Origin of the sequence: Nonomuraea sp. NPDC000554 (assembly GCF_040300065.1) — a bacterium.
Lineage (GTDB): Bacteria > Actinomycetota > Actinomycetes > Streptosporangiales > Streptosporangiaceae > Nonomuraea.
The window spans coordinates 26,690-49,253 of sequence record NZ_JBEPDC010000002.1; the positions used below are offsets into that span (position 1 = coordinate 26,690).

18 protein-coding genes are annotated in these 22,564 nt (G+C 72.7%); 3 read left to right on the forward strand and 15 right to left on the reverse strand.

All coding sequences use genetic code 11. The features are described from left to right. Positions 1-5: 5 nt before the first annotated feature. Both ABT294_RS04065 and ABT294_RS04070 read right to left on the reverse strand, forming a co-directional pair. Positions 6-140 carry a hypothetical protein gene (locus tag ABT294_RS04065; RefSeq protein WP_350803378.1) on the reverse strand — a complete coding sequence of 45 codons (135 nt, stop codon included), beginning with the start codon at positions 138-140 and terminating at the stop codon, positions 6-8. Positions 141-250: 110 nt separating this feature from the next. Next, positions 251-2,053, reverse strand: coding sequence for a hypothetical protein (locus tag ABT294_RS04070; protein WP_350803380.1), 1,803 nt, complete (start codon positions 2,051-2,053; stop codon positions 251-253). A gap of 307 nt (positions 2,054-2,360) precedes the next feature. Here ABT294_RS04070 and ABT294_RS04075 point away from each other — a divergent pair, with 307 nt between their 5' ends. After that, a complete protein-coding gene (locus tag ABT294_RS04075) occupies positions 2,361-4,211 on the forward strand; it encodes a hypothetical protein (protein WP_350803381.1) in 1,851 nt (616 codons plus the stop codon). 14 nt (positions 4,212-4,225) lie between these two features. Here the strand turns inward: ABT294_RS04075 and ABT294_RS04080 are convergent, their stop codons facing one another. Then, on the reverse strand, positions 4,226-6,403 hold the full coding sequence (locus ABT294_RS04080) for an acyl-CoA dehydrogenase family protein (protein WP_350803382.1): 2,178 nt from the start codon (positions 6,401-6,403) through the stop codon (positions 4,226-4,228). 62 nt (positions 6,404-6,465) lie between these two features. Beyond that, the gene (locus ABT294_RS04085) at positions 6,466-7,356 is read right to left on the reverse strand and encodes a hypothetical protein (protein ID WP_350803383.1); all 891 of its coding nucleotides are present in this window, start codon (positions 7,354-7,356) and stop codon (positions 6,466-6,468) included. Between the two features lie 144 nt (positions 7,357-7,500). Here ABT294_RS04085 and ABT294_RS04090 point away from each other — a divergent pair, with 144 nt between their 5' ends. Further along, entirely contained in the window at positions 7,501-8,568 is a 1,068-nt protein-coding gene (locus tag ABT294_RS04090; protein ID WP_350803385.1) for a S1C family serine protease, read from the forward strand. On the opposite strand, the gene ABT294_RS04095 is transcribed toward ABT294_RS04090, so the two are convergent. Next, the gene (locus ABT294_RS04095; protein WP_350803386.1) at positions 8,534-9,709 is read right to left on the reverse strand and encodes an MFS transporter; all 1,176 of its coding nucleotides are present in this window, start codon (positions 9,707-9,709) and stop codon (positions 8,534-8,536) included. The two genes, ABT294_RS04090 and ABT294_RS04095, sit on opposite strands and share 35 nt — an antisense overlap. Before the next feature lie 61 nt (positions 9,710-9,770). On the opposite strand from ABT294_RS04095, the gene ABT294_RS04100 reads away from it, so the two are divergent. Next, complete coding sequence (locus ABT294_RS04100; RefSeq protein WP_350803388.1) at positions 9,771-10,724, forward strand: ArsR/SmtB family transcription factor; 954 nt, start codon at positions 9,771-9,773, stop codon at positions 10,722-10,724. A 12-nt stretch (positions 10,725-10,736) separates the two neighbouring features. Here ABT294_RS04100 and ABT294_RS04105 read toward each other — a convergent pair whose 3' ends face one another. The 10 genes from ABT294_RS04105 to ABT294_RS04150 all read right to left on the reverse strand — a co-directional run bounded on the left by ABT294_RS04105 (position 10,737) and on the right by ABT294_RS04150 (position 22,478). After that, positions 10,737-11,285, reverse strand: a complete 549-nt coding sequence (locus ABT294_RS04105; RefSeq protein WP_350803389.1) for an OmpA family protein — start codon at positions 11,283-11,285, stop codon at positions 10,737-10,739. Next, entirely contained in the window at positions 11,269-11,856 is a 588-nt protein-coding gene (locus ABT294_RS04110) for a hypothetical protein (protein WP_350803391.1), read from the reverse strand. Before ABT294_RS04110 ends, ABT294_RS04105 begins: the two co-directional genes overlap by 17 nt. A 74-nt stretch (positions 11,857-11,930) precedes the next feature. Beyond that, entirely contained in the window at positions 11,931-14,957 is a 3,027-nt protein-coding gene (locus ABT294_RS04115) for an AfsR/SARP family transcriptional regulator (protein WP_350803392.1), read from the reverse strand. Then, complete coding sequence (locus ABT294_RS04120; protein ID WP_350803395.1) at positions 14,954-16,543, reverse strand: protein kinase domain-containing protein; 1,590 nt, start codon at positions 16,541-16,543, stop codon at positions 14,954-14,956. The genes ABT294_RS04115 and ABT294_RS04120 overlap by 4 nt, the downstream gene beginning before the upstream one ends. Before the next feature lie 120 nt (positions 16,544-16,663). Further along, positions 16,664-17,605, reverse strand: coding sequence for a CU044_5270 family protein (locus tag ABT294_RS04125; RefSeq protein WP_350803396.1), 942 nt, complete (start codon positions 17,603-17,605; stop codon positions 16,664-16,666). Then, positions 17,602-18,234 (reverse strand): RNA polymerase sigma factor, encoded by a 633-nt coding sequence (locus ABT294_RS04130; RefSeq protein ID WP_350803397.1) that lies wholly within the window; start codon positions 18,232-18,234, stop codon positions 17,602-17,604. The genes ABT294_RS04125 and ABT294_RS04130 overlap by 4 nt, the downstream gene beginning before the upstream one ends. A gap of 81 nt (positions 18,235-18,315) precedes the next feature. Further along, a complete protein-coding gene (locus ABT294_RS04135) occupies positions 18,316-20,319 on the reverse strand; it encodes an ATP-binding protein (protein ID WP_350803399.1) in 2,004 nt (667 codons plus the stop codon). A 249-nt stretch (positions 20,320-20,568) separates the two neighbouring features. Further along, a complete protein-coding gene (locus ABT294_RS04140) occupies positions 20,569-20,724 on the reverse strand; it encodes a hypothetical protein (RefSeq protein WP_350803400.1) in 156 nt (51 codons plus the stop codon). A 108-nt stretch (positions 20,725-20,832) separates the two neighbouring features. Next, the gene (locus ABT294_RS04145) at positions 20,833-21,981 is read right to left on the reverse strand and encodes a hypothetical protein (RefSeq protein ID WP_350803401.1); all 1,149 of its coding nucleotides are present in this window, start codon (positions 21,979-21,981) and stop codon (positions 20,833-20,835) included. Next, the gene (locus tag ABT294_RS04150; RefSeq protein WP_350803402.1) at positions 21,978-22,478 is read right to left on the reverse strand and encodes a SigE family RNA polymerase sigma factor; all 501 of its coding nucleotides are present in this window, start codon (positions 22,476-22,478) and stop codon (positions 21,978-21,980) included. The genes ABT294_RS04145 and ABT294_RS04150 overlap by 4 nt, the downstream gene beginning before the upstream one ends. Between the last annotated feature and the right edge of the window lie 86 nt (positions 22,479-22,564).

The following is a 22,564-nucleotide window of genomic DNA, read 5'->3' on the forward strand; positions in this document are numbered from 1 at the left end:
TCTGGCTACCGGTCGCCGTAGTTGTAGAGCGGCTTGTTGACCGGCGTGGCGGTGGCGCCGGTCAGCGAGACGGTGGTGACCGTCGCCACGAGTGCTGCCACGGCGATGCCGATGATCGCTGCTAAGAGGATCTTTATCACGGGGGGTCCCTCCTCGGCGGGCGCGTGCGGGGGTGCCCCAAACTTAGAACCAATTCTTGCTACTCGGAAGTAGCTAAGCGAAAGTTTCATAAATCCGCTAATAGACGGCGCTACTCGGACGAACCCCGCTCGGCGCCTCCGTCCAGCCGGTACAGCCGCACCTCCGGACCGTCCATCACCACTGGTGCCATCCGCAACCAGCTCGCGAAGCGCCGCCGCTCACTCTCCGTGCCGGCGTCGACGAGAACGAACCGGAAGCCTGCCGCCGCCAGATCCGGCGAGGGCATTTCTAGTACGCGTTCTACCTCTTGAACGCGCTCACTCTCGCTCGACACCCGCCACTCCCCCACGCGCACGGAGTCGTCCGCCACCACCTCGCGGCCCGGGACGGCGAAGAACCGCGGCGCCGGGTCGAGCACCGCCCGCCGGCCGTTCCAGTCGAACCTCCGGTACGACTCGAAGGGCAGCACGAGCACGTCTCCGGGCACCCGGTCCGCCCGGATGACCTCCCGGGCCGCGAACCACGCGTCCGGGTACCTGACGGCCTCCAGCGCCCCCGCCGACCCCCACGCCATCGCCGGCGACACGGCGAGCGGCACCAGGACCATCACGGCCGCCCACCGCCGCCCGGCCGCCGCCGTCAACACGCCGAGGCCGACGGCGACCAGCAGGGCCAGCGGGGCGACGAACTGCTGGGCGTCCCGGAAGACCGCGAACCCGCCCCAGACGCCGACGAGCCGGCGGAGCGCGTCCCGTCCCGCTTCACCCACCCCGATGGCCGCGACGGCGAACCCGACGACGGCCGCCACCACCAGCCCCCGCCGCCACGCCACCCCACCATCGCCGGCCGGCCCACCGCCCCACCCTCCGACGGGCCCGCGTCCCCCGTTCCTCCCGAACGCCCCGCCCTCGACCGACCCTCCAGCGAGCACGCCACGCCCTGCCAGCGCGAAGGCGGCGATGCCTGCGAGGGCCAGCACCAGCCTGGCCAGCGCCGAGGGGAGCGTCTCGTAACCTGCGGGGACCGCGTTGGCGTTCCAGATCCCGCCCAGAGACAGCAGGCTCGCCAGCGCCCCGAGCGGCCCGTCGGCCCGCACGGCGAAGGCGTCCACACCGACCGGGTCCCCGGTGAGGGTGCCGGGCCGCGTGAGGGCGGGCACCAGCCACGGCAGGCTGAACGCGACCAGCACCACCGCCGCTCGGCCGATGTCCGCCGCTCGGCCCCCACGGCCGCCATGCCCCGCACGGGTCCCACGCCCCCCGCCGCCCTCACGACCCTCACGGCCCTTGGGCTCCTCAGGACCCTCCTGACCCTCGGGACCCTCGCGGTGGGCGCTGCGGGCGCTGCGGGCGCTGCTGGCGCTGCTGGGGTGGAAGGTCAGGGCGCGGACCGGGAGCACCGTGAGGGCGGTGATCGTCATGGCGGCGAACCCGCCCACCGCCGCAGGGAGAAGCGCCCACGCCAGGTGGCGTCGGCGGACGGCGGCGCGTACCGCCCACGGGAGGCCCGCGTAGCCCAGCAGCAGCGCCCACTGCCCCATGAGGAGGCGTTCCGCCACGTACGGGTTCCACACGTAACAGGCGCCCGCAACCAGGCGGGGGGCCGTCGCCGGCGAGGGGACGAGCAGGGCCGCACCCGAGCAGCCGAGGGCGAAGATCCCGAGCAGGATCAGCTTCTGGACCAGCTCCGAGGGGACGACGGCCGACAGAGCGGTGACGACGGCGTCGCTGGGCACGACGCGGGGGGCGCCGCCCGCGAGTCCGAAGGTGAAGCGGCTGAAGGCGGGGTCGGGGACGAAGACCATGTCCTGCACGAGGATGAACCCCCAGCCCAGAGCGGGCCCGAGGGCGAGCAGCCCGAGCGCGAGACCCAGCAGGGCGGCGACGGGCCCGGCGCGGGTCGTGTGCGGCACCCCGCTATGACATCACAACCACACAACGGGCATTCCGCATAAATCACCGGCTGGCTACTCTTCCGACAGAAGGGGGCGGGCGGTACCCCATGGAGGGCGCGGGCGGCAACCTTCCCAACGGGCGAGGGATAACTCCTCTGACGGGTGGGGGTGGACGGTAACTCCTCCGACGGGTGAGGGGCGGACGGTAACTCCTCCGACCGGTGAGGGGCGGACGGTAACCCCTCCGACCGGCGAGGGGCGGACGGTAACCCCTCCGACCGGCGAGGGGCGGACGGCAACTCCTCCGACCGGCGCGAGGTGGGCGGTGACTCTTCCGGTGGGAGGGAGCGGGGTGGCGGCGGAGGGTCGTACGTGGGCGCGCGGCGACGCGGTGCTGGCCGCCGCGCTGGTCATGATCGCACTACAGCTCGTGTGGAAGTTCGAGCTGGTCGGCAGGACGTACTTCCGCCAGGACGACTTCACCTTCATCGCCCGCGGCCTGGAGCACGGCCTGTCCTGGGACTACCTGATGCGCGTCGACTACGGCCACCTGGTGCCGGGGCCGTTCGCGATCCAGTGGGCGATGGGACGCCTGGGCGTCTACAACGACGTGCTGGCCCACGCGGTGACGATCGGGTTGCAGGCGGCGGCGGGGCTGGCGCTGCTGCGGCTGCTGCGCCTGCTGTTCGGGTCGCGCCCGGCCATCCTGCTGCCGCTGGGCTTCTACCTGCTGACCCCGATGACGATCTCGTCCCTGTCGTGGTGGGCGGTGGTGATCGAGACGCTCCCGTTCCAGATCGCGCTGCCGATGGCGCTCGCCTCGCACGTCCTCTACACCAGGACGGGACGCTTCCGGCACGCGCTGGCCGCCGCGGCGTGGACGGTGTTCGCGATGGCCTTCTTCGTCAAGGCGCCGTTCATCCTGGTGCTGGCGGCCGTGCTGAGCCTGGGGTGGCTGCCACGGGGACGGCGGTGGCCGGCGTGGCTGCTGTACTCGGGGGTGGTCGCCGCCTACGCGGCCGTCTTCTTCCGGCAGTTGTTCACGTCCGTGCAGCTCACGAACGAGACGGTGCGGCCGTCCCTGCCCGATCTGGGGGTGGCCGCGCAGTTCGCGTGGAAGCTGCTGTCAGGGGCGTTGCTGCCCACCGCGCTGGGCGGGCCGTGGCAGTGGCGGCCGATCGGCGAGGACTACGCGATCGCCGCCACGCCGCCCGCGCTGGAGTGGGTCTGCCTCGCCGTGGCGGCGGTGGTGGTGGGCGTGTCGCTGCGCTCCCGGCCGCGCGCCTGGCTGGCCTGGCTGATGCTGCTCGGGTACGTCGTGCTGGCCGACGTGGTTCCGGTGATGATCGGACGGATCGAGCAGCTCGGCCCCGATCTGGGCGGCTACGAGCTGCGTTACGTCTCCTCGACGGCCGTGGTGCTGGCGCTCGTCCTCGGCCTGGCCTTCATCCCGCTCCAGGGCGCGCCCGAGGCAGGCGAAACACCGCTCAGCAGGGTGTGGACGCCGCTGGCGGCGCTCGTGACCGCGCTGGCGGCGGGGGGCTCGATCTGGTCGGTCGCCGCGTACGGCCGCCTGCCGCTCGGTGAGCACGTCAAGAGCTACGTCGAGACCGCCAGGGTGGCGCTCAAGCACGCCCCCGAGAACGCCGTCATCCTCGACGGCCACGTGCCGCCCAGGGTCGTCTACGCCGCCTTCTTCTACGACTACGCGCTGGCGTCCAAGGTGCTCGGCCCGATCGCGCCGCACCCGGTCACGTGGACCAGGCGGCTGGCGGGCCCGGTGCCGAACCCGCTGACGTTCGACCCGGAGGGCCGGTTGCGCCCGGTGAGCATCGAGGGGCTGACGATCCCCCAGCGTGCCGCCTGCGTGCCGGTCGGCGCGTCCGAGGTCCGGTTCCGCCTGCCGCTCCCGCTGCCGCAGGGCGAGTGGACGGTCCAGGTCGGCTACCTGAACCCGTCGGAGACCAGGCTCGCCGTGCGGCTCGGCAGCGGAGTGGCCGAGGTCAGAGCGGGCAAGGACTTCGGCTGGACGTTCGCCACGATCAGCGGCGCGGGCACCGAGCTGGCCGTCCGCACGGTGGACGGCCGCTCGGCGTGCGTCGGCGAGATCAAGGTCGGTGTCCCGGCCCCCGCCACATCCGGCACCCCGAGCCCGCTCCAGCCGGTGGCGCCCTGAGCAACTGCCCGGCGTTACTTGCCGGGTTCGGGGTCGCGGGGCAGGCCGAGCATGCGCTCGCCGATGATGTTGAGCTGCACCTCGGTGGTGCCGCCGTAGATGGTCATGGCCCGGGTGGCGAGGACGGCCCTGTTCCAGTAGCTGGCGTCGCCGAGCGTCATGTCGGCCGCCACCACGGCGGCCGTCCCGAGCAGGTTCACCGCCGTCTCGGACACGTGCTGCGCGTGCGAGGTGGACAGCAGCTTGCGCACGGACGCGTCGGCGCCCGGCTCGGCGCCCGCGAGCTGCTTGAGCGTCACCCGCAGCGACAGCGCGCTGATGGAGTGCCCCTCGCAGACGACCCCGGCCACCTCGTGGGCCTCGACCGGTGTCAGCTCCCGTCCGAGCCTGCCCACCAGCCCGAGCAGGTCGGGCACGGACGCGCCGCTGCCGCCCGAGCCGGACGACAGCGAGACCCGCTCGTTCGACAGCGTGTTCCTGGCGACCTTCCAGCCCTGCCCGACCTCGCCCACGACGAGGTCGTCCGGCACGAACACGTCGTCCAGGAAGACCTCGTTGAACAGGTTCTCGCCGGTCATCTCGGTCAGCGGCCTGACGGTCACGCCGGGGGCCTTCATGTCGACGAGGAAGTACGTGATGCCCTCGTGCTTGGACCCGTCGGACGAGTTACGCGCGATGCAGATGCCCCATTCGGCGACGTGCGCGACGGACGTCCAGATCTTCTGGCCGTTGAGCTTCCAGCCGCCCTCGACCTGCTCGGCCTTCATCTGCAGCGAGGCCAGGTCGGAGCCCGCGCCGGGCTCGGAGAAGAGCTGGCACCAGATCAGCTCGCCGCTGAGCGTCTTGGGCAGGAAGCGGTCCTGCTGCTCGGGCGTCCCGTACGAGACGATGGACGGCACCACCCAGGCACCGATGATCATCGCGGGCAGCCTGACCTTGGCCGCCTTCAGCTCCTGCGCGATCAGCACCTGCTCCAGCGGCTTGGCTCCGCGCCCCCACGGCCTGGGCAGGTGCGGCATGACGAACCCGCGCTCGGCCAGCGCCCGCTTCTGCGCCTTGCCTTCCAGCCGCGCCAGCTCCGCGATCTCCGCGCGGATCGACTCGCGCAGCTCCTCGGCGTCCTCGGGCAGGTCGATCTCCATCTCGCGGGTGACGCCGTCGAGGGCGAGCGCGGTCACGGTGGCGGCCCACTCGGCCGACGGGCCGAGCAGCGCGCGCAGCGTGAGCGCGCGCCGGTAGTACAGGTGGACGTCGTGCTCGAAGGTGTAGCCGATGCCGCCGAAGGTCTGGATCGCGTCCTTGGCGCACTGGACGGCCGCGTCGGGCGCCATCACCCCGGCGATCGCGGCGGCGTACTCCTGTTCCCTGCCGGTGGCGCGGGTGGCGTCCCAGACGGTGGCGCGGGCCTGCTCCAGCGCGACGAGCATCCGCGACAGCTTGTGCTTGATGCCCTGGAACTGCCCGATCGGGCGGCCGAACTGGACGCGCACCTTGGCGTAGTCGGAGGCGGCCGAGACGCACCAGGACGCCAGCCCGGCCGCTTCGGCGCCGAACAGGACGGCGGCCAGGCCGCGCACGTCGGGGCCCGCGACGCCGTCGAGGACGCGGTCGGCGGGAACGGCCACGGAGTCGAGCTCCACCCGGGCCACGGGCCTGGTCAGGTCCAGCGACTTGACGGGGGTGACGCGGGCGGCGGAGGCGTCGAGCGCGATCCACTGCTCGCCGTCGGCCGTGGACACGGGCAGCACGAGCACGTCCGCGAGGGACCCGCCCAGCACGGGGTCGGCCGTACCGGAGACGACCAGCGAACCGTCGCCGTCGGGCGTGCCTTCCAGCGCGGCGGTCAGCGCGACCGCGCCGGTGAGCGTGCCGTCGGCGAGGCCGGGCAGCAACTCATGGCGCTTGGAGGCGTGGATGACCGCGCCGGCGAGCACGGTCGGCACGTACGGGCCGGGCGCCATCCGCTCGGCCAGCGCCTCGATCGCGACGGCGGCCTCCAGCAGCCCGTAGCCGGACCCGCCGGACTCCTCGGGCAGGTGCAGGCCGAGCAGCCCCTGCTCGGCGAGGCCCGCCCAGAACACGGGACGCTCGTCGGCCCCGGCTCGCAGCAGCTCAACCGGGATGTTCCGGCTGGCCCAGCCGCTCACAGATTCGTGGAGCGCCTCGTGCTCCTCGCTCAACCCGATCGCCATCGCACAGCCTCCAGCCAGGTTACGGGCAATGCCAGAACCATATTCTAGAGGATGCTTCTGGGCTACAGGGGTCGTACGCCCTTCGCGATCGTGTTCAGGTCCCGCCAGTGCGCCTTGCCGCTCTCGGGGATCGAGGCCAGCAGCATCGCGGGCTTGGTCTTGCCGACCTCGATCACCGACAGCAGGGCCTGTGACGTCCGCTGCCCGCCGCCCACCGGGTAGGTGACCTTGTAGCCGAGGGTCCAGCCCTTGCCGAGCGGCAGCTTCCGCGAACCGGTCCAGGCCAGCGTGGCGCCCTTCGGGTACTGGGTGAGCAGGGTCCACCTGACGCCGCGGACGGCGATCTCGCGGTAGTCGGCGACCTTCTTCGGCTTGGCCAGCGGCTCGTCGCCCGGCAGCATCGCCGAGGCGATCACCGTGTGCGGGACGGCGACCTTGCCGACCCGCTGCGCGACCGAGAACGGCGGGTACGACCTGGCCTTCCAGGGCTTGCCGAGGCGTGGGTAGCGGATGCCGGTCGTGCGGTCGGTGACGGTGCCGATGGTGGCGGACGCCTTGCCGGGCAGACGTGGGAGCGCCTGCTTGGCGGGCGTCGCCGGCAGCACGATGGCGCTCGTCGTCGCCTTGGGTGTGGGGGTGGCGCTGCGCGCCGGCGTGACAGGGACGACCTTCGGCTGCGACGGCTGCTTGGGCACGTCCCCCGAGAAGATCACGAAGATGAGCAGGACGGCCACGACGGTCGCGACGATCGCGGCCAGCAGGTAGATGACCTTGATCGGGATGTCGCCGACCCGGGAGAGCGGGCCGCGCTTGGGCGGTGGCGGCGGCGGGAGGTAGGGCCGCTGCGGCGACGGCCGGGAAATCCGGACGGTCTCCTCCGCGGGCAGGACGACCTTGCGAAACGGGGTGGTGGGAGAGTCGCTGGAGGGGTACTGGTCGCCGACGTCCGCCATGGCCTTCAGGTTACGTCACTACGGAGAGGGGCATTTCCCAGAATCCAATTCTGCATGGCGCTGCCTCGTACGCCGACAGGCAAGCTGAGCAGGCTAAACATCCGAGAAACGTATCTTTCGGGCTGAAACGGGGACATAACCCGCATGAGGAAGGTTGTCGCGGCGCTCGCCGCCGCGGTGCTGCTCGGCGGCTGCGGGACCGCCGTGCCCAGCAGCCCTGGCGGCCAGCCCCCCAGAACCCCCGCGCCGACCGCCTCATCCCCCGCCGGGCAGGCGGAGACGCGGGCCGTCGAGCGCTCCTACGAGCAGGTCATCAAGCAGGTCCTGCCGTCCATCGTGCAGATCAACACCAACACCGGGCTCGGCTCCGGCATCGTCTACGACACCAAGGGACACATCATCACCAACGCCCATGTGATCGGGCAGGCGAAGGAGGTGACGGTGACCCTGGCCAACAGCAACGCGCCGCGCCAGGCCACGGTGGTGAAGTCCTTCCGGGCCGGAGACCTCGCCGTGATCAAGGTGCTCGACCCGAAGGGCCTGAGCCCCGCCACGTTCGGCGACTCCTCCAAGCTGCAGGTCGGCCAGCTGGTGCTGGCCATGGGCAACCCGCTCGGCCTGTCGGGCAGCGTCACCAACGGGATCATCTCGGCGCTGGGACGGACGGTGACCGAGCCGGAGGAGCCGCCCTCGCCCGGCGCGACGATCAGCGGCGCGATCCAGACCTCGGCGGCGATCAACCCCGGCAACAGCGGCGGCGGGCTGGTGGACCTGTACGGCCGCGTGATCGGCATCCCGACCCTCGCCGCGACGGATCCCGAGCTGGGCGGCGGCCCCGCCCCCGGAATCGGCTTCGCGATCCCCAGCAACACCGCCACCGACCTGGCCTCGCAGATCATCAAGTCCGGCAAGGTCACCAACAGCCACCGGGCCGCGCTCGGCCTCAACGGCAGCACGCTCATCGGCGCCGACAACCAGCCGAGCGGGGTGGCCGTGGCCGAGGTCCAGCCGGGCGGCGCCGCCGACAAGGCCGGGATCAGGCCGGGTGACGTGATCAGCGCGGTCAACGACACGCCCACCACCAGCATGGCCGCGCTGTCCGAGGAGATGACCAAGTACAAGCCGGGTGTCAACGTCAAGGTCAAGGTGGTACGGCCCGACGGCTCGACCGACATCGTCACCGTGACGCTGGGAGAGCTCCAGGGCGACTGACCGGCCGCAGATGGCGCACCAGGCAGGCGGTGGCCACCAGCGACGCCACCGCGGCCAGCGCCATCGTCACGTGCACGGGGACGGCCTCGGCGACCGTCCCGGTCAGCGAGGCGGCCAGCGCCTGGCCGGTCTGCATGCCGCTGCCCGCCAGCCCCAGCCCCTGCCCGCGCATCTCCTCGGGCAGCGCGGCCACGTAACGCTCCTGATTGCCCAGGCTCCCGGAGAACCCGAACGACGCCACCGCCACCAGCCCCGCCGCCACCCAGATCCCCGGGCCTGCCGCGAACGCCAGGTACGGCACGGCCAGCAGCACGTAGAGCGGCACCGCCAGCCGCAGCCGGGACTCGGGCGTCGTCCACCGGCCCACCACGGCGTCGCCGACGAGCATGCCGCCCGCCGCCGCCACGAACAGCACGCCCGCCGACTGGCCCGCGAACGGCACGTACAGGGCCTCGGCCCCGACGATCAGCCCGTTCGGCACCCACTGCACGAGCAGCAGCCCGCGCAGGCGCCTGTCGCCGAGCAGTTCCCGGGCGCCGCGGATCGAGCGCCGCTCGGTCGTGCGCGGCGACCTGGCCCGCAGCCCCAGCCGGTACACCAGCGACACCACCACGGCGAGCGCCGCCGCCCCCCAGAGCGCCGCGCCCGGCCCGATCAGGGTCAGCAGCAGCCCGCCACCCGCGAACCCGCCGATCTGCATCGCGCCCACCGCGATGTTCAGCACCGACCTGCCCAGCACGTATCCGTTGCCCGGCAGCAGGTCGGTCACCAGCGCCATGCGCGCCGCCATGGACACGGACTCGAACAGCCCGACGGCCATGACCAGCGCCAGCATCGCCCACACCGGCAGCGTCCCCGAGGCGAACGTCACCAGCACGCAGGCCCGGACCAGCTCCCACCCGGCCAGCAGCGGGCGCGTCGGCAGCCGGTCGGCCAGCCCGCCCAGGACGAGCGACCCCAGCGCCTGCGGCAGGAACCCCGCCAGGTAGGCCATGGCGGCCAGGAACGGCGAACCCGTGTGCGCGTAGACGAGCGTGGACAGGGCGAGCATGGCCATCGTGCCGCCGGCGACACCCGCCGTCGAACCGGCGAACAGCGTCCTGAACTCGCCGACCGCGAACACATCCCGATAGGTCTTCATGGGGTGACGTTCGCGGCAGGCGGGCCGCGGTGGCTACTGTTTCGTGGGGAGGCGAAACTCAGTGGCCTATCTGCTCTGCACACCCGAGGACCTCGCCAAGGTCAGGTTCGGCGTGTCGCCGATGGGGCAGGTCGTCGGCGCGTTCAGCGCGCTGGGCGGCACGGTCCTGCCTCCCGGCCTGTCGATCTGGACGGCCCGCGTCCGCGACCGCTACCAGCGGCTCCTGGCGGCGAACCCGGCCCTGCGCGCCCTGATCGCGCTGCACCAGGTGACCGACTACCTCCCCGACTTCTACTGCGTGCCTGTCCACGGCCTGGGCACCGCGTTCGAGCGCGAGCTGGAGGCCGTCCGCCGCTTTCCCGCCGAGCGTGCCGCCGCCGACCTGCGGCTCAGCTACCGCGGCAGGCCGCTCGACCCGGCCCTCGACGTGCCGGACGTGTCACAGCGGGTCGCCGACGCGCTGGAGGCGTTCTGGGTCGAGCTGCTCGCCCCCGACTGGCCGCGCCTGCGCGCCCTGCTGGAACGCGACATCGTGCAGCGTGCGGGCAGGCTCGCGGTCTACGGCTGGGCCACCGTCTTCGAGGGGCTCGACATCGACATGGTGCTCGACGGCGACCGCGTCCTGCTGGGCAAGGTCGGCGGCTCGTCCCACCGGCTCGGCGGGGTCGGCGTGGTGCTCATGCCGAACGCGTTCGGCACCAAGTGCGTCTACCTCGACCCGCCGCGCGCCTACGGGCTGACCTACCCGGCGCACGGGGTCGCCGCGCTGTGGGAGAGCGACGCGCCCGCCTCCGACAGCCTGGTGGCGCTGCTCGGCCGCGGCAGGGCGGCCGTGCTCTCGGCGCTCGACAGCCCGGCCAGCACCAGCCAGCTCGTCGCCCAGCTGTCGATGACGCTCGGCGGGGTCGGCGGCCATCTGGCCGTGCTGCGCAGAGCGGGCCTGGTGTCGCGGTCCCGCAGCGGCAGGTCCGTCCTCTACAGCCGCACCCCGCTGGGCGACGCGCTCATCACCTGACGTCCGCCGTCCTCACCGCTTGACGTCGAACACGATCTCGACGCGGCGGTTCTTGGCCCGGTTCCGCTCCACGGGCTTGTCGTCGACGACGTTGGGCACCTTGGGACGGCTCTCGCCGAACCCCTGCGCCTGGAGGGTCACGTTCGCGCCCGCGAGCATGCCGCGCATGGCCTGCTCGACGGCCTGCGCCCGCCGCTGCGACAGGGTGCGGTTGTAGCTTTCCGAGCCCTGGTCGTCGGTGTGCCCCTGAACCTTGACCACGCCGCCGGCGCTCTCGTCCCTGACCTTCTGCGCGACCTGCTGGAGGCGCTGCTTGGCCTTGGCGGTCAGCACCCACTTGTCGAGGGCGAACAGCACGTCGCTGGTGAGCGCGACCGTGACCTGGGTGCCCTGCTTGGTCTCGCTCTCGGTGCCGTCGAGCGACTCGACCTCGCCGATGACGTCCTCGACGGGCAGCACCAGGTCCTCCACGGCCGCGTTGACGTCCGGCGGGATGGTGGGGGTCGGGGCCGGCGAGGGCGACAGGACCAGGGCGGCGACCAGGCTAAGAGATCGGAACATCGGTGAGCACGCCCATCATCGGCATCTCAATGTTGATCTTCGTGACGTCGGCGGGAGGGGCCGCGAAGATCGCGTAGAGCGAGGTCGTGTCGTCCTTCTTGAGGAACTGCCCCTGGGTGTCGGAGCAGACGCACTGGCTGTCCTGGCCGGTGCCGTTGCGCGCGACGCGGTACCGCTTGAGGTTGACCGGGTCGATCAGGGAGACGGCGTCGACCGTGTAGTCGAGCGTGCCGGTGCTCATCCCGTTGTGCATGTTGACGCGGCCGTCGAGGGCGGTGACGGTCCAGTTCAGGATGACGGTCTTGCCCTGGCGCTTGAGCGCGGTGATGTCCACCCGCGCCTGGCCCGACTGACCGGCGGACGTCACGCGCGACTCGCGGGTGGCGATCACCTTGCCCTGCTGCGGCGGCGCGCTCTGCTCTGTGGCGGACGCGACAGGCGCCGTGGTCTCCTTCTCGGCCACCGTCTGCTGCGCCTGCTTCTCCTCGCCCCCGCCGCCCTGCTGGCCGGGGAGCATGCCGCAGCCGGTCAGGGCGACGGCCGCGACAGCCAGCGCGATCGTCTTCCGCATGTTCTGGTCACCTTTCGGGGGTCCGACTCGTGGCTCGACGGTAGTCAGACGACCTTCAGGATTCGCATAGTGCGCTATATCCCCAGGCCGCGACGCCTCCGCGCCTCCTGCGCGAGCCGTTCGGCCTCGGCCAGGCCGCGCCCGTCACCGAGGACGTCAAACTCTCCCATAGCACGCGTAAGCGCATCAACAGCCTCATCTATCTCGTCTCTGTCGAGATGCGCTTCAGCGATGACCAGCAGGGCATTTCCGGCGTTTCGCCGGTCGCCGTGTGTGGTGAACGTCTCCAGAGCCTGCCCCGCGGACGCGGCCGCGGCGTCGGGGTCGCCCTCCCGCCTGGCTATCGTCGCCAGGACGAGCCGCGCCACCGCCTCCGGCAGGCGGTCGCCGAGGCGGCGGTTGACGGCGATCCGCCGCTCCACGCACGCGCGGGCCTCGGCGTGGCGGCGCGCCTCCAGGTGCAGCCTGGCCAGGTCCAGCAGCGCCTCCGCCTCGCCGCGCGGGTCCCCCAGATCGCGGTAGGCGCCCAGGCTCTCCTCCAGCCGGGACCGGTCACCCTGGAGCGCGCCGAGCGCCCGCAACGCGTCGGCCCTGCCTCGCTGGTCTCCGGCCTCCTCGAACACCCGAAGGGACCGGCTCAGGGCCCGCTCGGCGTCCGCCCTTCGCGGCTCGACCAGGCCGAGCCGGAGCGTGATCCGCGCCAGTTCCAGCCCTTCGGCCAGCGGCTGGGCCGCCCTCAGCGCGGCGGCCGCGGCCTGCGTCCTGCCCTCGGCCCTGTGCAGGTCGGCCAGGCCGCGCAGCAGCAGCGCCTCGCCCTGCCGATGCCCGGCCGCGCGGGCGGCGTCCAGGCCGGTGGCGGTGGTGGCGTGCCAGTCGTCGTGATGCGCGCCCAGCTCGAACAGCGGAGTCAGGTAGAACGCCAGCCGCCAGGCCGCCTCGTACAGCCCCGCCTGGTAGAAGTCGGCGACGGCGGCCACCAGGAACCGCCGCTCGGCGCCCAACCAGCGCGCGTCCTGCCGCAACCTCCCGGTCTCCACCAGCCACCCACTGGCATCACCACCCGCGCCGACACCGAGGCCACCCTCCACAGGCCACCTACCCGCACCGACACCCAGGCCACCCTCCACGAGCCACCCGGCCGCGCCGACGTCTTCGCCACTCTCCACGAGCCGCCCGGCCGCGCTGTGATACCGCTCCCCCTCTCCGGCTGGGCGGCCGGGCTGTGGGAGGTGGTCGGCGGTGCGGGCCAGGGTTCTGCCCGAGCCGGGCTCGGCCGGGAGGAGGGCCGAGCGGGCGTGCCTGACCCTGCCGAGGACCCCCGTCGCGAGCTCCGCCAGGACGCGGGCCGGGCCGCCCTCCTCCTCCGCCAGCCGTTCGGCCGCGTAGAGCCTGGTCAGGTCGTGCCAGCCGTAGCGTTCCTGCCCCGACTCGTCCAGGCCGCGGGACTGGAGCAGGCCCGCATCGGCCAGCGGCTCCAGGTCGGCGTCCAGCAGCCAGGGCGCGAAGTCGGGCCCGGACAGCGCCCCCAGCCGGCGCAGCAGCCGCCGTTCCTGGTCGGCGAGGCCGCGGTAGCCGAGCGCCAGGCTGCTGCGGACGGCCAGGTCGCCGGCGCTCAGCTCGTCCAGCCTGCGGCGCTCGTCGCCCAGCCGCCCGGCCAGGTGGCCGAGCGTCCAGCCCGGCTTCCTGGCCAGCCGCGACCCGGCGACGCGCAGCGCCAGCGGGAGGCCGCCGCACAGGCGGACGATCTCGCGGGCCGCCTCAGGCTCGGCCGCCACCCGTTCCCGTCCCGCCACCGCGGCGAGCATGCCGAGGGCCTCGTCCGGCTCCAGCACGCCCAGCTCGTACGCCCTCGCCGCCTCCAGCCCGGCCAGCGGCGACCGGCTCGTCACGATCGTCACGCTCCCCGGCCCGGTCGGCAGCAGCGGACGCACCTGCGCCTCATCAGCGGCATCGTCCAGCACCACGAGCAGCCGCCTACGGGACGTCAGCCCCCGATACACCCGAACCCGCTCATCCAGCGTCGCCGGGACCGCGCCGTCCGGGCACCCCAGCGACCGCAGCAGATCCTCCAGCACCGCCCCCGGCGACCGCGCTCCCAGCGCGGCGTAGAGCCGCCCGTCGGGCAGCTCGATCAGGCCGGCGGCCCGCACGGCGACCGCCGACTTCCCGCACCCGGGCGGCCCGTGCACGACCAGATGCACCGGCGCCTCACCCCGTGCCCCCCAGCCGGCCGAAGCCGCTGCGTCCGCTCCACGCGGAGCCCGGCCGCCCCGGTCGTCTCCGGCTGCTGCACGGGTCAGCCAGGCGAGGACGTCCGCGCGGCCGGTGAAGTCGGAGATGTCCGGGGGCGTCTCGTTGGGCGGGGACTTCTGGGACGCCGGCGGCGCGGCGTCGGCGTCCAGCACGCGCTGGTGGGCTTCGCGCAGGTCGGCGCCCGGCTCCAGGCCCAGCTCCGCCACCAGCGTGCGCCGGGCGTCCTGGTAGGCGGCGAGCGCGTCGGATCTGCGCCCGGAAAGGTCCAGCGCGGTGACGAGGTGCGCCCAGGCGCGCTCGCGCAGCGGGTACGCCGCCACCAGCGCACGGAGCTCGCCGATCACCTCGCCGCTCCTGCCGAGGCGCAGGTCCAGTTCGACGCGTTCCTCCAGGGCGGCCAGGCGCAGCTCTTCCAGGGGGACGGCGTGCGCGCGGCGCAGCTGGGCGGACTCGACTCCGGCCAGGGCGGACCCCCTCCACAGGCCCAGCGCGTCCCGGTAGAGGGCGACGGCCTCGGCCGCGCGGCCCGCGTCCCTCGCCCGCCTGGCCTCGGCGACCAGTCGTGCGAAGCGGTGGCAGTCCACCTCGTCGGGGTCGATCGCCAGCAGGTAGCCGCCGGGGCTCGTCCGGATGCCGTCCACGAGCTTGCGCAGCGCGCTGACGTACACCCTGAGCACCGGCTCCGCCGACGCGGGCGGGCGGTCGTCCCACAGCACCGTCATCAGCCGCTCGATCGACACCACCCGTCCGGGCGACAGCAGCAGCGCTGCCAGCAGAGTGCGGTGCTTCGCCGGGCCCGGCACCTGGCCGTCCTGGACGTGCAGCGGCCCCAGCAGCCGGAATCTCACCCGGCACTCGCGGGTTTGAGCGCGAACGAGTCGAAGCGCACGCGGAGCGGCTCCCGGGCTCCCGAGCTCCGGGGGGCCGCGTGGACGCCCGCCTCGCCCGGCCCGAAGGGGGCGTCGGTGTCGGTGGCCTCGGCGACCAGCCGTTCGTCGAGCCACATGCGGAGGGTGGCCTTGGTGCCGGTCTGAGCGCATTCGGCCACGATCCGGGTGGCAGCTGCCGGTTTCGCGGGTTTCGGGCCGTCCAACGGGGTGGGTTGGCGGCCGGTGCGGCGCTTGATGATGGCGACCTCGTCCCCGCGCACCGTGAACTCGTAGCGGTCACCGGAGCCGGACGAGCCGTGGCACCACACGCCGAACTCCCCGCCGCCCTGTTCGACCCGTGCCCGAGCGCTGATCACCACCCCGCCGGCGGGCTCGTGCCTCGGCGCGGACTTCCACAGCCGCCACCCCGCGTTGACGGTCAGCACGTAGCCGGCCCCCTGCTGCTGGGCGCTCCCGCCGTCGGAGGAGCCCAGCGCCCAGGAGTCGCCGAAGTCCGCCTCATACGGCCAGGTCTCGCTGCCGAGCAGGGGGACGGCGAACGCCGCCGCCGCGGCCACGGCCGCCACCGCGACGGCCCCGGCCACCCACGGCCACCGCTTCCGTTTCGTCCGGCTCGCACCGCCCGCGCTCACGGCGCGCGGCGGGTCGGGGATGTTCCCTGGCGGCTCCCGGCGCGCGTCCTGCGGGGCGGGACGCGGGGGGACCGGGATGTCCGTCCAGGTGCGTTCGACGACCTGGGTGGCGGCGGCCGGGGTGACGGGGGCGCCGCCGACCAGGTCCGCGAGGAGCCGCTGGGTCGTGGGCCGCAGCGCCGGGTCCTTGGCCATCGCGCGTTCCACGACGTCCCGCATGGCGTGGTCGAGGCCGTCCAGCATCGGGCCCTCGTTGACGATGCGGTACAGCACCTCGGCGGGGGCGCCGCCGCCGAACGGCAGCCGCCCGGTGCCCGCGAACGCGATCAGCCCGCCCCAGGCGTAGACGTCGGTGGCGGGCGTCAGCGGCTCGCCGCGCACCTGTTCCGGGGCCATGAAGGCGGGCGTGCCCAGGACGGCCTGGCTCGCCTGGCTGTCGGCCCCGACGAGCTGCGCGATGCCGAAGTCGATCACGCGCGGCCCGAGCGGCGACAGCAGCACGTTGGACGGCTTGAGGTCGCGGTGGATCACCCCGGCCCCGTGGATGGCGCTCAGCGCGGTCGCCACGCCCACCGCCAGCGCCTCCAGGTTCGCCCCGGAGAACGCGCCCTGCTCCCGGACGGCCTGCCCCAGGTCGGGCCCCTTCACGTACTCGGTGACCAGGTAGGCGGTGTCGCCGTCGATGCCGGCGTCCAGCACGGGGGCGGTGCAGAACCGCGCCACCCTGCGGGCCGCGGCGACCTCCCGGTCGAACCGCCTGCAGAACGCGGGGTCGCGGGCCAGATGCGGGTGGATGACCTTGACCGCGGCCAGCCCGCCGGTGGGGGTGGTGGCGAGGTGCACCTCGCCCATGCCGCCACGGCCGAGCACGCGCCGCAGCGCGTACCCGCCGATCACCCGTCCGCCGTCCATCGGGGGACACACTAGCCAGGTCCTCCCGCGCTCAGCGCGGCCGCCGGCCCGTCCGGGGTGATACGTCAGGGGCCTCGCAACCGCTCACCCGGCCTTCTGGCCGCCGAGCCGACCGGGCGGTCAGGGCATCTGGCCGGGCTCGTCGACGATGCCGGAGGCCAGCACGGACATGGCGCGGGTCTCTCCGTCGCTCTCCACCTTCACGCCGAGGTAGTGGTAGTCGCCGGGATCGAGGATGTAGGAGCCCTTGCCGGCCGTCCCCAGGTCGAGGACCACGCCGAGGCCCTTGCGCCCGTCCCCGTCCGTGGCGTTCTCCTCGACCGTGACGTTCGGGATCTTCGCCAGGGCGCGGTACATCGCCGCGGCCTTGGCCGGAGGGATGATCGGTCCGTACTTCAGATACCACCCGATCGCCCCGAAGGCCTTGACGTCCTTCTCGGCCCCTGCGGGGCACCTGGGCTCGCAGATCGACAGCGGCGTCCGCTCGTTCGGGAGGTTGCGGAAGTGCTCCAGCAGCGCGTCCGGATCACCGGGGAGTCCCTCCAGCTCCTGCTGCGTCTTGGCGGGGTTCGTCGGGCCCTTCTCGCCGTCGCCGATCTTCAGCTTGCCGCCGTCCTCGCGGACGGCGTCCCTGCCGCCGTCCATCCGGCTCCACAGCTCGTACGTCGGCAGGTTCCCTCCCAGATGCTGGGACTCCTTCAGATAGAACCACTGGTCCTGACGGATCTCGGTGGCCGGGCTCTTCGCGGCGACGAGCGCGGCACGCTCCAGCACCGGCGCCGCGGCGAGCAGCCGGACCACGGCCTGCTGGTTCACGGCCTGCTGGTTCACCTGTCCCCCGGCTCCCCCCAACTGGGTCGCGGCCACCACGGCGACGGCCAGAGCGCCCACCCCGGCCAGCGAGAGCCCCCAGCGCAGGCGCGGCGCGGGCCGGGCCGGCCGCCGGCGGGGTGAGGAGGAGCCCGCCCGGATCTCGGCGAGCAGCCGGCGTTCCTCGGCCCGCACATCGGGGCGTTCCGGGACCTCGTCCCGCAGCTTCCTGAGCAGTTCCAGCTCGCTCATGCGTCCCTTCCTTCGTTCGTGGTCGGATCGATGTCACCGAGTGCCCGTCGGAGCTTGCTTCGAGCCCGGTTGACCCGCGAACGCACGGTTCCCACCGGAACACCGAGCGCCTCCGCGGCCTGCTCGTACGTGAGCTCCGCCCACGTCACCAGCAGCAGCGTGTCCCGGTGCCCCCTGGGGAGCCCCGCCAGCGCCGCGGCGAGCCTGCGCCGCGCGCCGTCCGCCACCACCCTCTCGTCCACCTGATCGGTGAACGGCTCGGTCACCGAGTCCGCCCCCGTGCGGCTCAGCGCCCGGTACAGGGCGATCTCGCGGCGGCGGTGCCGCCCGATGAGGTTGGTGGCGATGCCGTACAGCCATGACCGCGCGTCGCCGCGAGTCAGGTCGTACGACTCCAGATTCTGGAAGGCGACCGCGAAGGTCTCGGCGACGACGTCCTCGGCAGGGTCCTGGCCCAGCCGTCTGATGACGTAGCGCTTGAGCGCGGGCGCGTGGCGGGTGAACAGCGTGGCGAATCGTTCGGGCTCATGCCGGGACCGTGCGATCACCGTGGCGTCATCGGCCGCGTCCTGGTACAGGTCCGTGGCCGCGAGCGGAGGCGGTACGTCCGTCCGGCTCTCTTGTCGCATCTCATGCCTCTCGGGTGTCTGTCATGACACCGGATAATTGCCGCCGGACGGCCCCGCGGTTCCCGCGATTTCGGCGGAAAGTCAGCCCTCGACCACGTAGGGGACGGCGCGGTCCAGGCCGAGCCGCTCGCCGTTGCGGAACGCCGCCGCGTACGCCCGCCCTCCCAGGTTCTGGCGCGCCTGCGCGGCGCACATCTCGTGGGCGCGCTCGTGATGCCACAACTGGGCCGGCGAGGCGCCCATCGCCTGCCAGAGTGAGTGGGCCACGCCCAGCATGCGGGCGGCGCGTTCGTGCTGCCCGTAGCAGCACGCGATCCAGGCGAGGACCTCGACGCATTCGGTGAGGCCCCACCGGTCGTTGATCGCGCTTCTGAACGCCGCCGCCTCCTTCATCATGGCCTCCGCCCTGTGCGGCTGCCCCTGGTGCCAAGCGGTGATGCCGACGGCGAACAGCGCGTACCCCCGCGAGACCAGCGCTTGGCGCTCGTCGCACATCGTCAGGAACGCCTGGGCCAGTTCCGCGGCCCGGTCGGGGTTCTCGTCCGCGCTGTAGGTGGCGTCGTAGAACATGTTGATGCCGACCGCGCTGAAGTCGCCGCGAGCCCGATGGCCGGCACGTGCCTCCTCCATGAGCGCCATGCCGCGCCGGGCGTCACCGGCCGCGAAGGCGACCATGCCGGAGACCTGCGTCGCGAACGCCTGGGTCTGCTCGTCCCCCGCCTGCCGCGCGAGCAGGAGACATTCCTCCAGTTTCGGCACCGCCGCGGCGAAATCGCCCTGACAGAGCGCGAGCATGCTGGCGACCCACAGTGCGGTCCTTCGGGCGGGGTCGTCCGGCGAGACCAGTTCCAGCCCGCGTTCCAGCCAGTGCCGCCCCTCCGTGAGGGAACCGGCGAGCTTCCAGTAGGCCCACAGCGTCGACGCCATCCGCAGACACTTGGACGCGTCGTCCGGCCTGCCCAGGCACAGGTCCATCGCGACGCGGATGTTGGGCAGCTCCAGCTGCGTCAGCTTCCAGCAGGCCAGCTGTTCGGGGGTGAGCCGGTCCACCCGATGGTCCTCCACCAGGCGCCGGTAGTGGTCGTTGAAGCGCCGCCGCAGCGCCTGCTCGCCGCTGTCGGCCAGCCGCTCGCGGCCGTACATGCGGATGCTGTCGAGCATGTGGTAGCGGATCCCGTCGGCCCGGCGCTCGACGGTCAGGATGGACTTGTCCACCAGCCCGGCGAGCAGGTCGAACACGTCCTCGCGGGCGATGCCGTCCCCGTGGCAGACCTCTTCCGCCGTGTCCACGTCGACGCCGCCGGCGAACATCGACAGCCGGCTCCACAGCCGCTGCTCGGCCGTGGTGCACAGGTCGAAGCTCCAGTCCACGGTGGCCCGCAACGTCTGGTGGCGCGGCAGGGCGGCGGCGCGCCAGCCCGCGTCCAGCACCGCGAAGCGCTTGTCGAGCTCCCGTGCCAGCTCCTCCACCTGCATGGCGCGCAGTCGTCCGGCCGCGAGCTCGATCGCCAGGGGGATCCCGCCCAGGCGGCGGCAGAGCCGGGCGACCGTCGGAGCGCTCCCTGGGTCGACGGCGAACCCCGGCCGCACCCTCGCCCCCCGGTCCGCGAACATGCGGACGGCCTCGCTCCTGACGATGTCGCGCACGGTGTCGCCGGGGTCCGGCACCGACAGCGACGGCACCACCAGCACCTGCTCGCCCGCCACCCCGAGCGTCTGCCTGCTGGTGGCCAGGATCCGCAGCCGGACGGCGCCACGCAGCAGCCCGTCGACCAGGCGGACGCAGTCCGACAGCAGGTGCTCGCAGTTGTCCAGCACGAGCAGCATCCGCTTGTCTGCCAGGTAGTCGACGAGCACGGCCATCGGGGACGGTCCCGCGTCGCGCACCCCCAGCGCCGCCGCGACGGTGGGCTCCAGCAGCTCGCCGTCCTCCAGGGCGGCGAGCTCGACGACCTCGACCCCGTCGCCGAACGTCGGCTTCAGGCTTTCGGCCACGCGCAGCGCCAGCCGGGTCTTGCCCACCCCACCGGCCCCGGTCAGAGTCAGCAGCCTCGCCCGTGACAGCAGCCGCCGGGCTGTGGTCACCTCACCTCTGCGCCCGATGAAGCTGGACGTCTGGGCGCATTTCAACACTGGATCTAGCAACTGCTTTCGCCGTCCCCCTGTCCCGCCTCACCGCCGGTCTGCAGGCGTGGACGGGAGCCGAGTTCGCCCGGTTGGTGCTCGACGCGGGCCTCGGCGGTATCGGTCACCATTTATGTCCAGGTTATGCGCAGACCGTTTTCAGCGCACCACCTGGCGGGCAGCCGACAGCCACGGGGGACGGCCCTCGCGTCAGAACCAATAGCGCCGGCCTCCGACCGGGCGTCCGACCGACCCCAGCACGAAGAAGACGATGCCGATGATCAAGAGGATGGCGCCGATCGTGTAGAGGATCGAGATGCTCAACAGCCACCCCAGCAACAGCAGAATCACACCGAGAATGATCACTATGCCTCCATGGATCATCGGGAAACGGACTCGCCATCCCGCTGCCCTCACGACGGGCCCCTAATCGCGACGCCCCGCCGACCTGGGCCTCCGAAGCGGCGTGATCCGTCAGCGCGTTCCGGACCAAGCCGGCTCACTGGCCGGATGCTCCTCGCGCCAGATCTCCACGCCCGCCCGGTCGTACCCGACGATCTGGAAGCCTTCGAGGTAGATCTCGCCCGCGAGCTCGTGGGTGCCGGAGAACAGGGTGATGCCGAGGTGCCACGGATCGGGCCGGGTGTCAGCCGTCGCGCTCCGGCCGTCAGCGCGGACCAGGGCGACGCGGGCCGTCCGGCTGTCGGCGATGCCGAACCAGTTTCCCTGGTCCGCGACCAGCTCCACGGGGCGGCTCCTGCCCCCCAGGTCCTTCATCAGGTCCTTCGCCCTGACCAGATGGCTCGCGACCAGCTGCCCGTCGCGCTTCCAGACCAACGTCCTATCGGGGGTCTCGTAGATGCCCGCCACCAGACCTCCCGGCATCTCCACGGTTGGGGCGACCGGCTCGGCGGTCGCCTCGGGGAGGGGGAAGTCGTCCTTCTTCACCCGGGCGAGGACCTTGCCGGCGGTGTCGGTGAACTCGAAGGCTGTCACCTTGGTCTTCGACGGCGCCGACACGGTCCAGATGCTCCGGGGAGCGTCGCCGGGACGCTGCACCTTGCCGGGGATTCTGGCGCCGTCCTCGGCCACGGCCGAGACGGCGGCGACCCCGTCGCGTGAGGCCCCGAAATACAGGACGTCGTGGGAGGAGAACCGCCCCTCGGTCGAGCCCTGGAACGTGGCCTGCGCCTCGCCGTCGATCACGTTGCCGCAGGAGGCCGACTGCCCGCCGCGCTCGGAGACGGCCTCGCAGAACACGGTGCCGGTGTCGCCCTTGGTGTCCGTCGCCCTGGCCAGCCAGAGCAGCATGGGCCCTTCTATCGACGGGGTGTCGACGACCAGCCGGTCACCGAGGAGCGTCTTGCCCTCCATGACCTCCGCGAAGATGTCGCGGCGGACGACAGTACCGGTGGTTACCTCCCCCTGTCCGCCGGCCGCCGTCATCGTGACAGGCACGGCCATCGCCGCGACGGCGAGACCCGCGATCAGCGCGTGCGTCCTGGCCCTGCGCCGCCGGGACCGGCTCACCACCAGCCTGGGCAGGTCTCCGGGCGCGTGGGGCGCGTGCTCGGAGGCGTGGCCGAGAGCGTCGCGGAGCCGGGCCTCCAGCTCGTGGTTCATGAGGTCCTCCCGTGGGCGGTTGCGGGATCGGATACGGCGGAGCGGAGCTTGCTCAGGCCGAGCGAGGCGTGGCTGCGGACCGTTCCCCGGGAGACGCCGAGCACCTCGGCGATCTCCGCGTCGGTCAGGTCCTCGTAGTAGCGCAGGACGAGCACAGCCCGCTGCTTGCGCGGCAGGCCCTCCAACGCCTGCCAGAGCCCCTGCTCGGAGTCGGACGGCAGCAGGTCGAGCTGCGACTGCTCCGGCACGTCCCAGGCGAGCCGCTCGCGCCGGCGCCGCCGCCAGGTGCTGATATGCAGCCGCGCCATGATCATCCGGGTGTAGCTCTCCGGGTCGTGCTTCCTGCGGACCCTCGGCCACGCCCGATGCAACCGGATCAGGGCCTCCTGGGTGAGATCGGCCGCGTCATGCGGGTTCCCGCTGAGCACGTAGCCGTAGCGCAGCAGCGCGTCGGCCCGTTCCGCGATGAACTCCGCGAAGCGGGAGTCGTCATTCACTTCCGTACGCCTTCCCTTGGTCGGTCACACAACAGACGGACCAGGCGGCGCAAGTGTTGAATCCCGGACGGCGCGCCTCTCCGCAC

Coding starts and splice junctions, on each gene's coding strand:
- ABT294_RS04080 (WP_350803382.1), bottom strand. CDS start 6,403: ATGGCGATCGGGTTGAGCGAGGAGCACGAGGCGCTCCACGAATCTGTG.
- ABT294_RS04085 (WP_350803383.1), bottom strand. CDS start 7,356: ATGGCGGACGTCGGCGACCAGTACCCCTCCAGCGACTCTCCCACCACC.
- ABT294_RS04090 (WP_350803385.1), top strand. CDS start 7,501: ATGAGGAAGGTTGTCGCGGCGCTCGCCGCCGCGGTGCTGCTCGGCGGC.
- ABT294_RS04095 (WP_350803386.1), bottom strand. CDS start 9,709: ATGAAGACCTATCGGGATGTGTTCGCGGTCGGCGAGTTCAGGACGCTG.
- ABT294_RS04105 (WP_350803389.1), bottom strand. CDS start 11,285: ATGTTCCGATCTCTTAGCCTGGTCGCCGCCCTGGTCCTGTCGCCCTCG.
- ABT294_RS04110 (WP_350803391.1), bottom strand. CDS start 11,856: ATGCGGAAGACGATCGCGCTGGCTGTCGCGGCCGTCGCCCTGACCGGC.
- ABT294_RS04120 (WP_350803395.1), bottom strand. CDS start 16,543: ATGGACGGCGGACGGGTGATCGGCGGGTACGCGCTGCGGCGCGTGCTC.
- ABT294_RS04125 (WP_350803396.1), bottom strand. CDS start 17,605: ATGAGCGAGCTGGAACTGCTCAGGAAGCTGCGGGACGAGGTCCCGGAA.
- ABT294_RS04130 (WP_350803397.1), bottom strand. CDS start 18,234: ATGCGACAAGAGAGCCGGACGGACGTACCGCCTCCGCTCGCGGCCACG.
- ABT294_RS04145 (WP_350803401.1), bottom strand. CDS start 21,981: ATGAACCACGAGCTGGAGGCCCGGCTCCGCGACGCTCTCGGCCACGCC.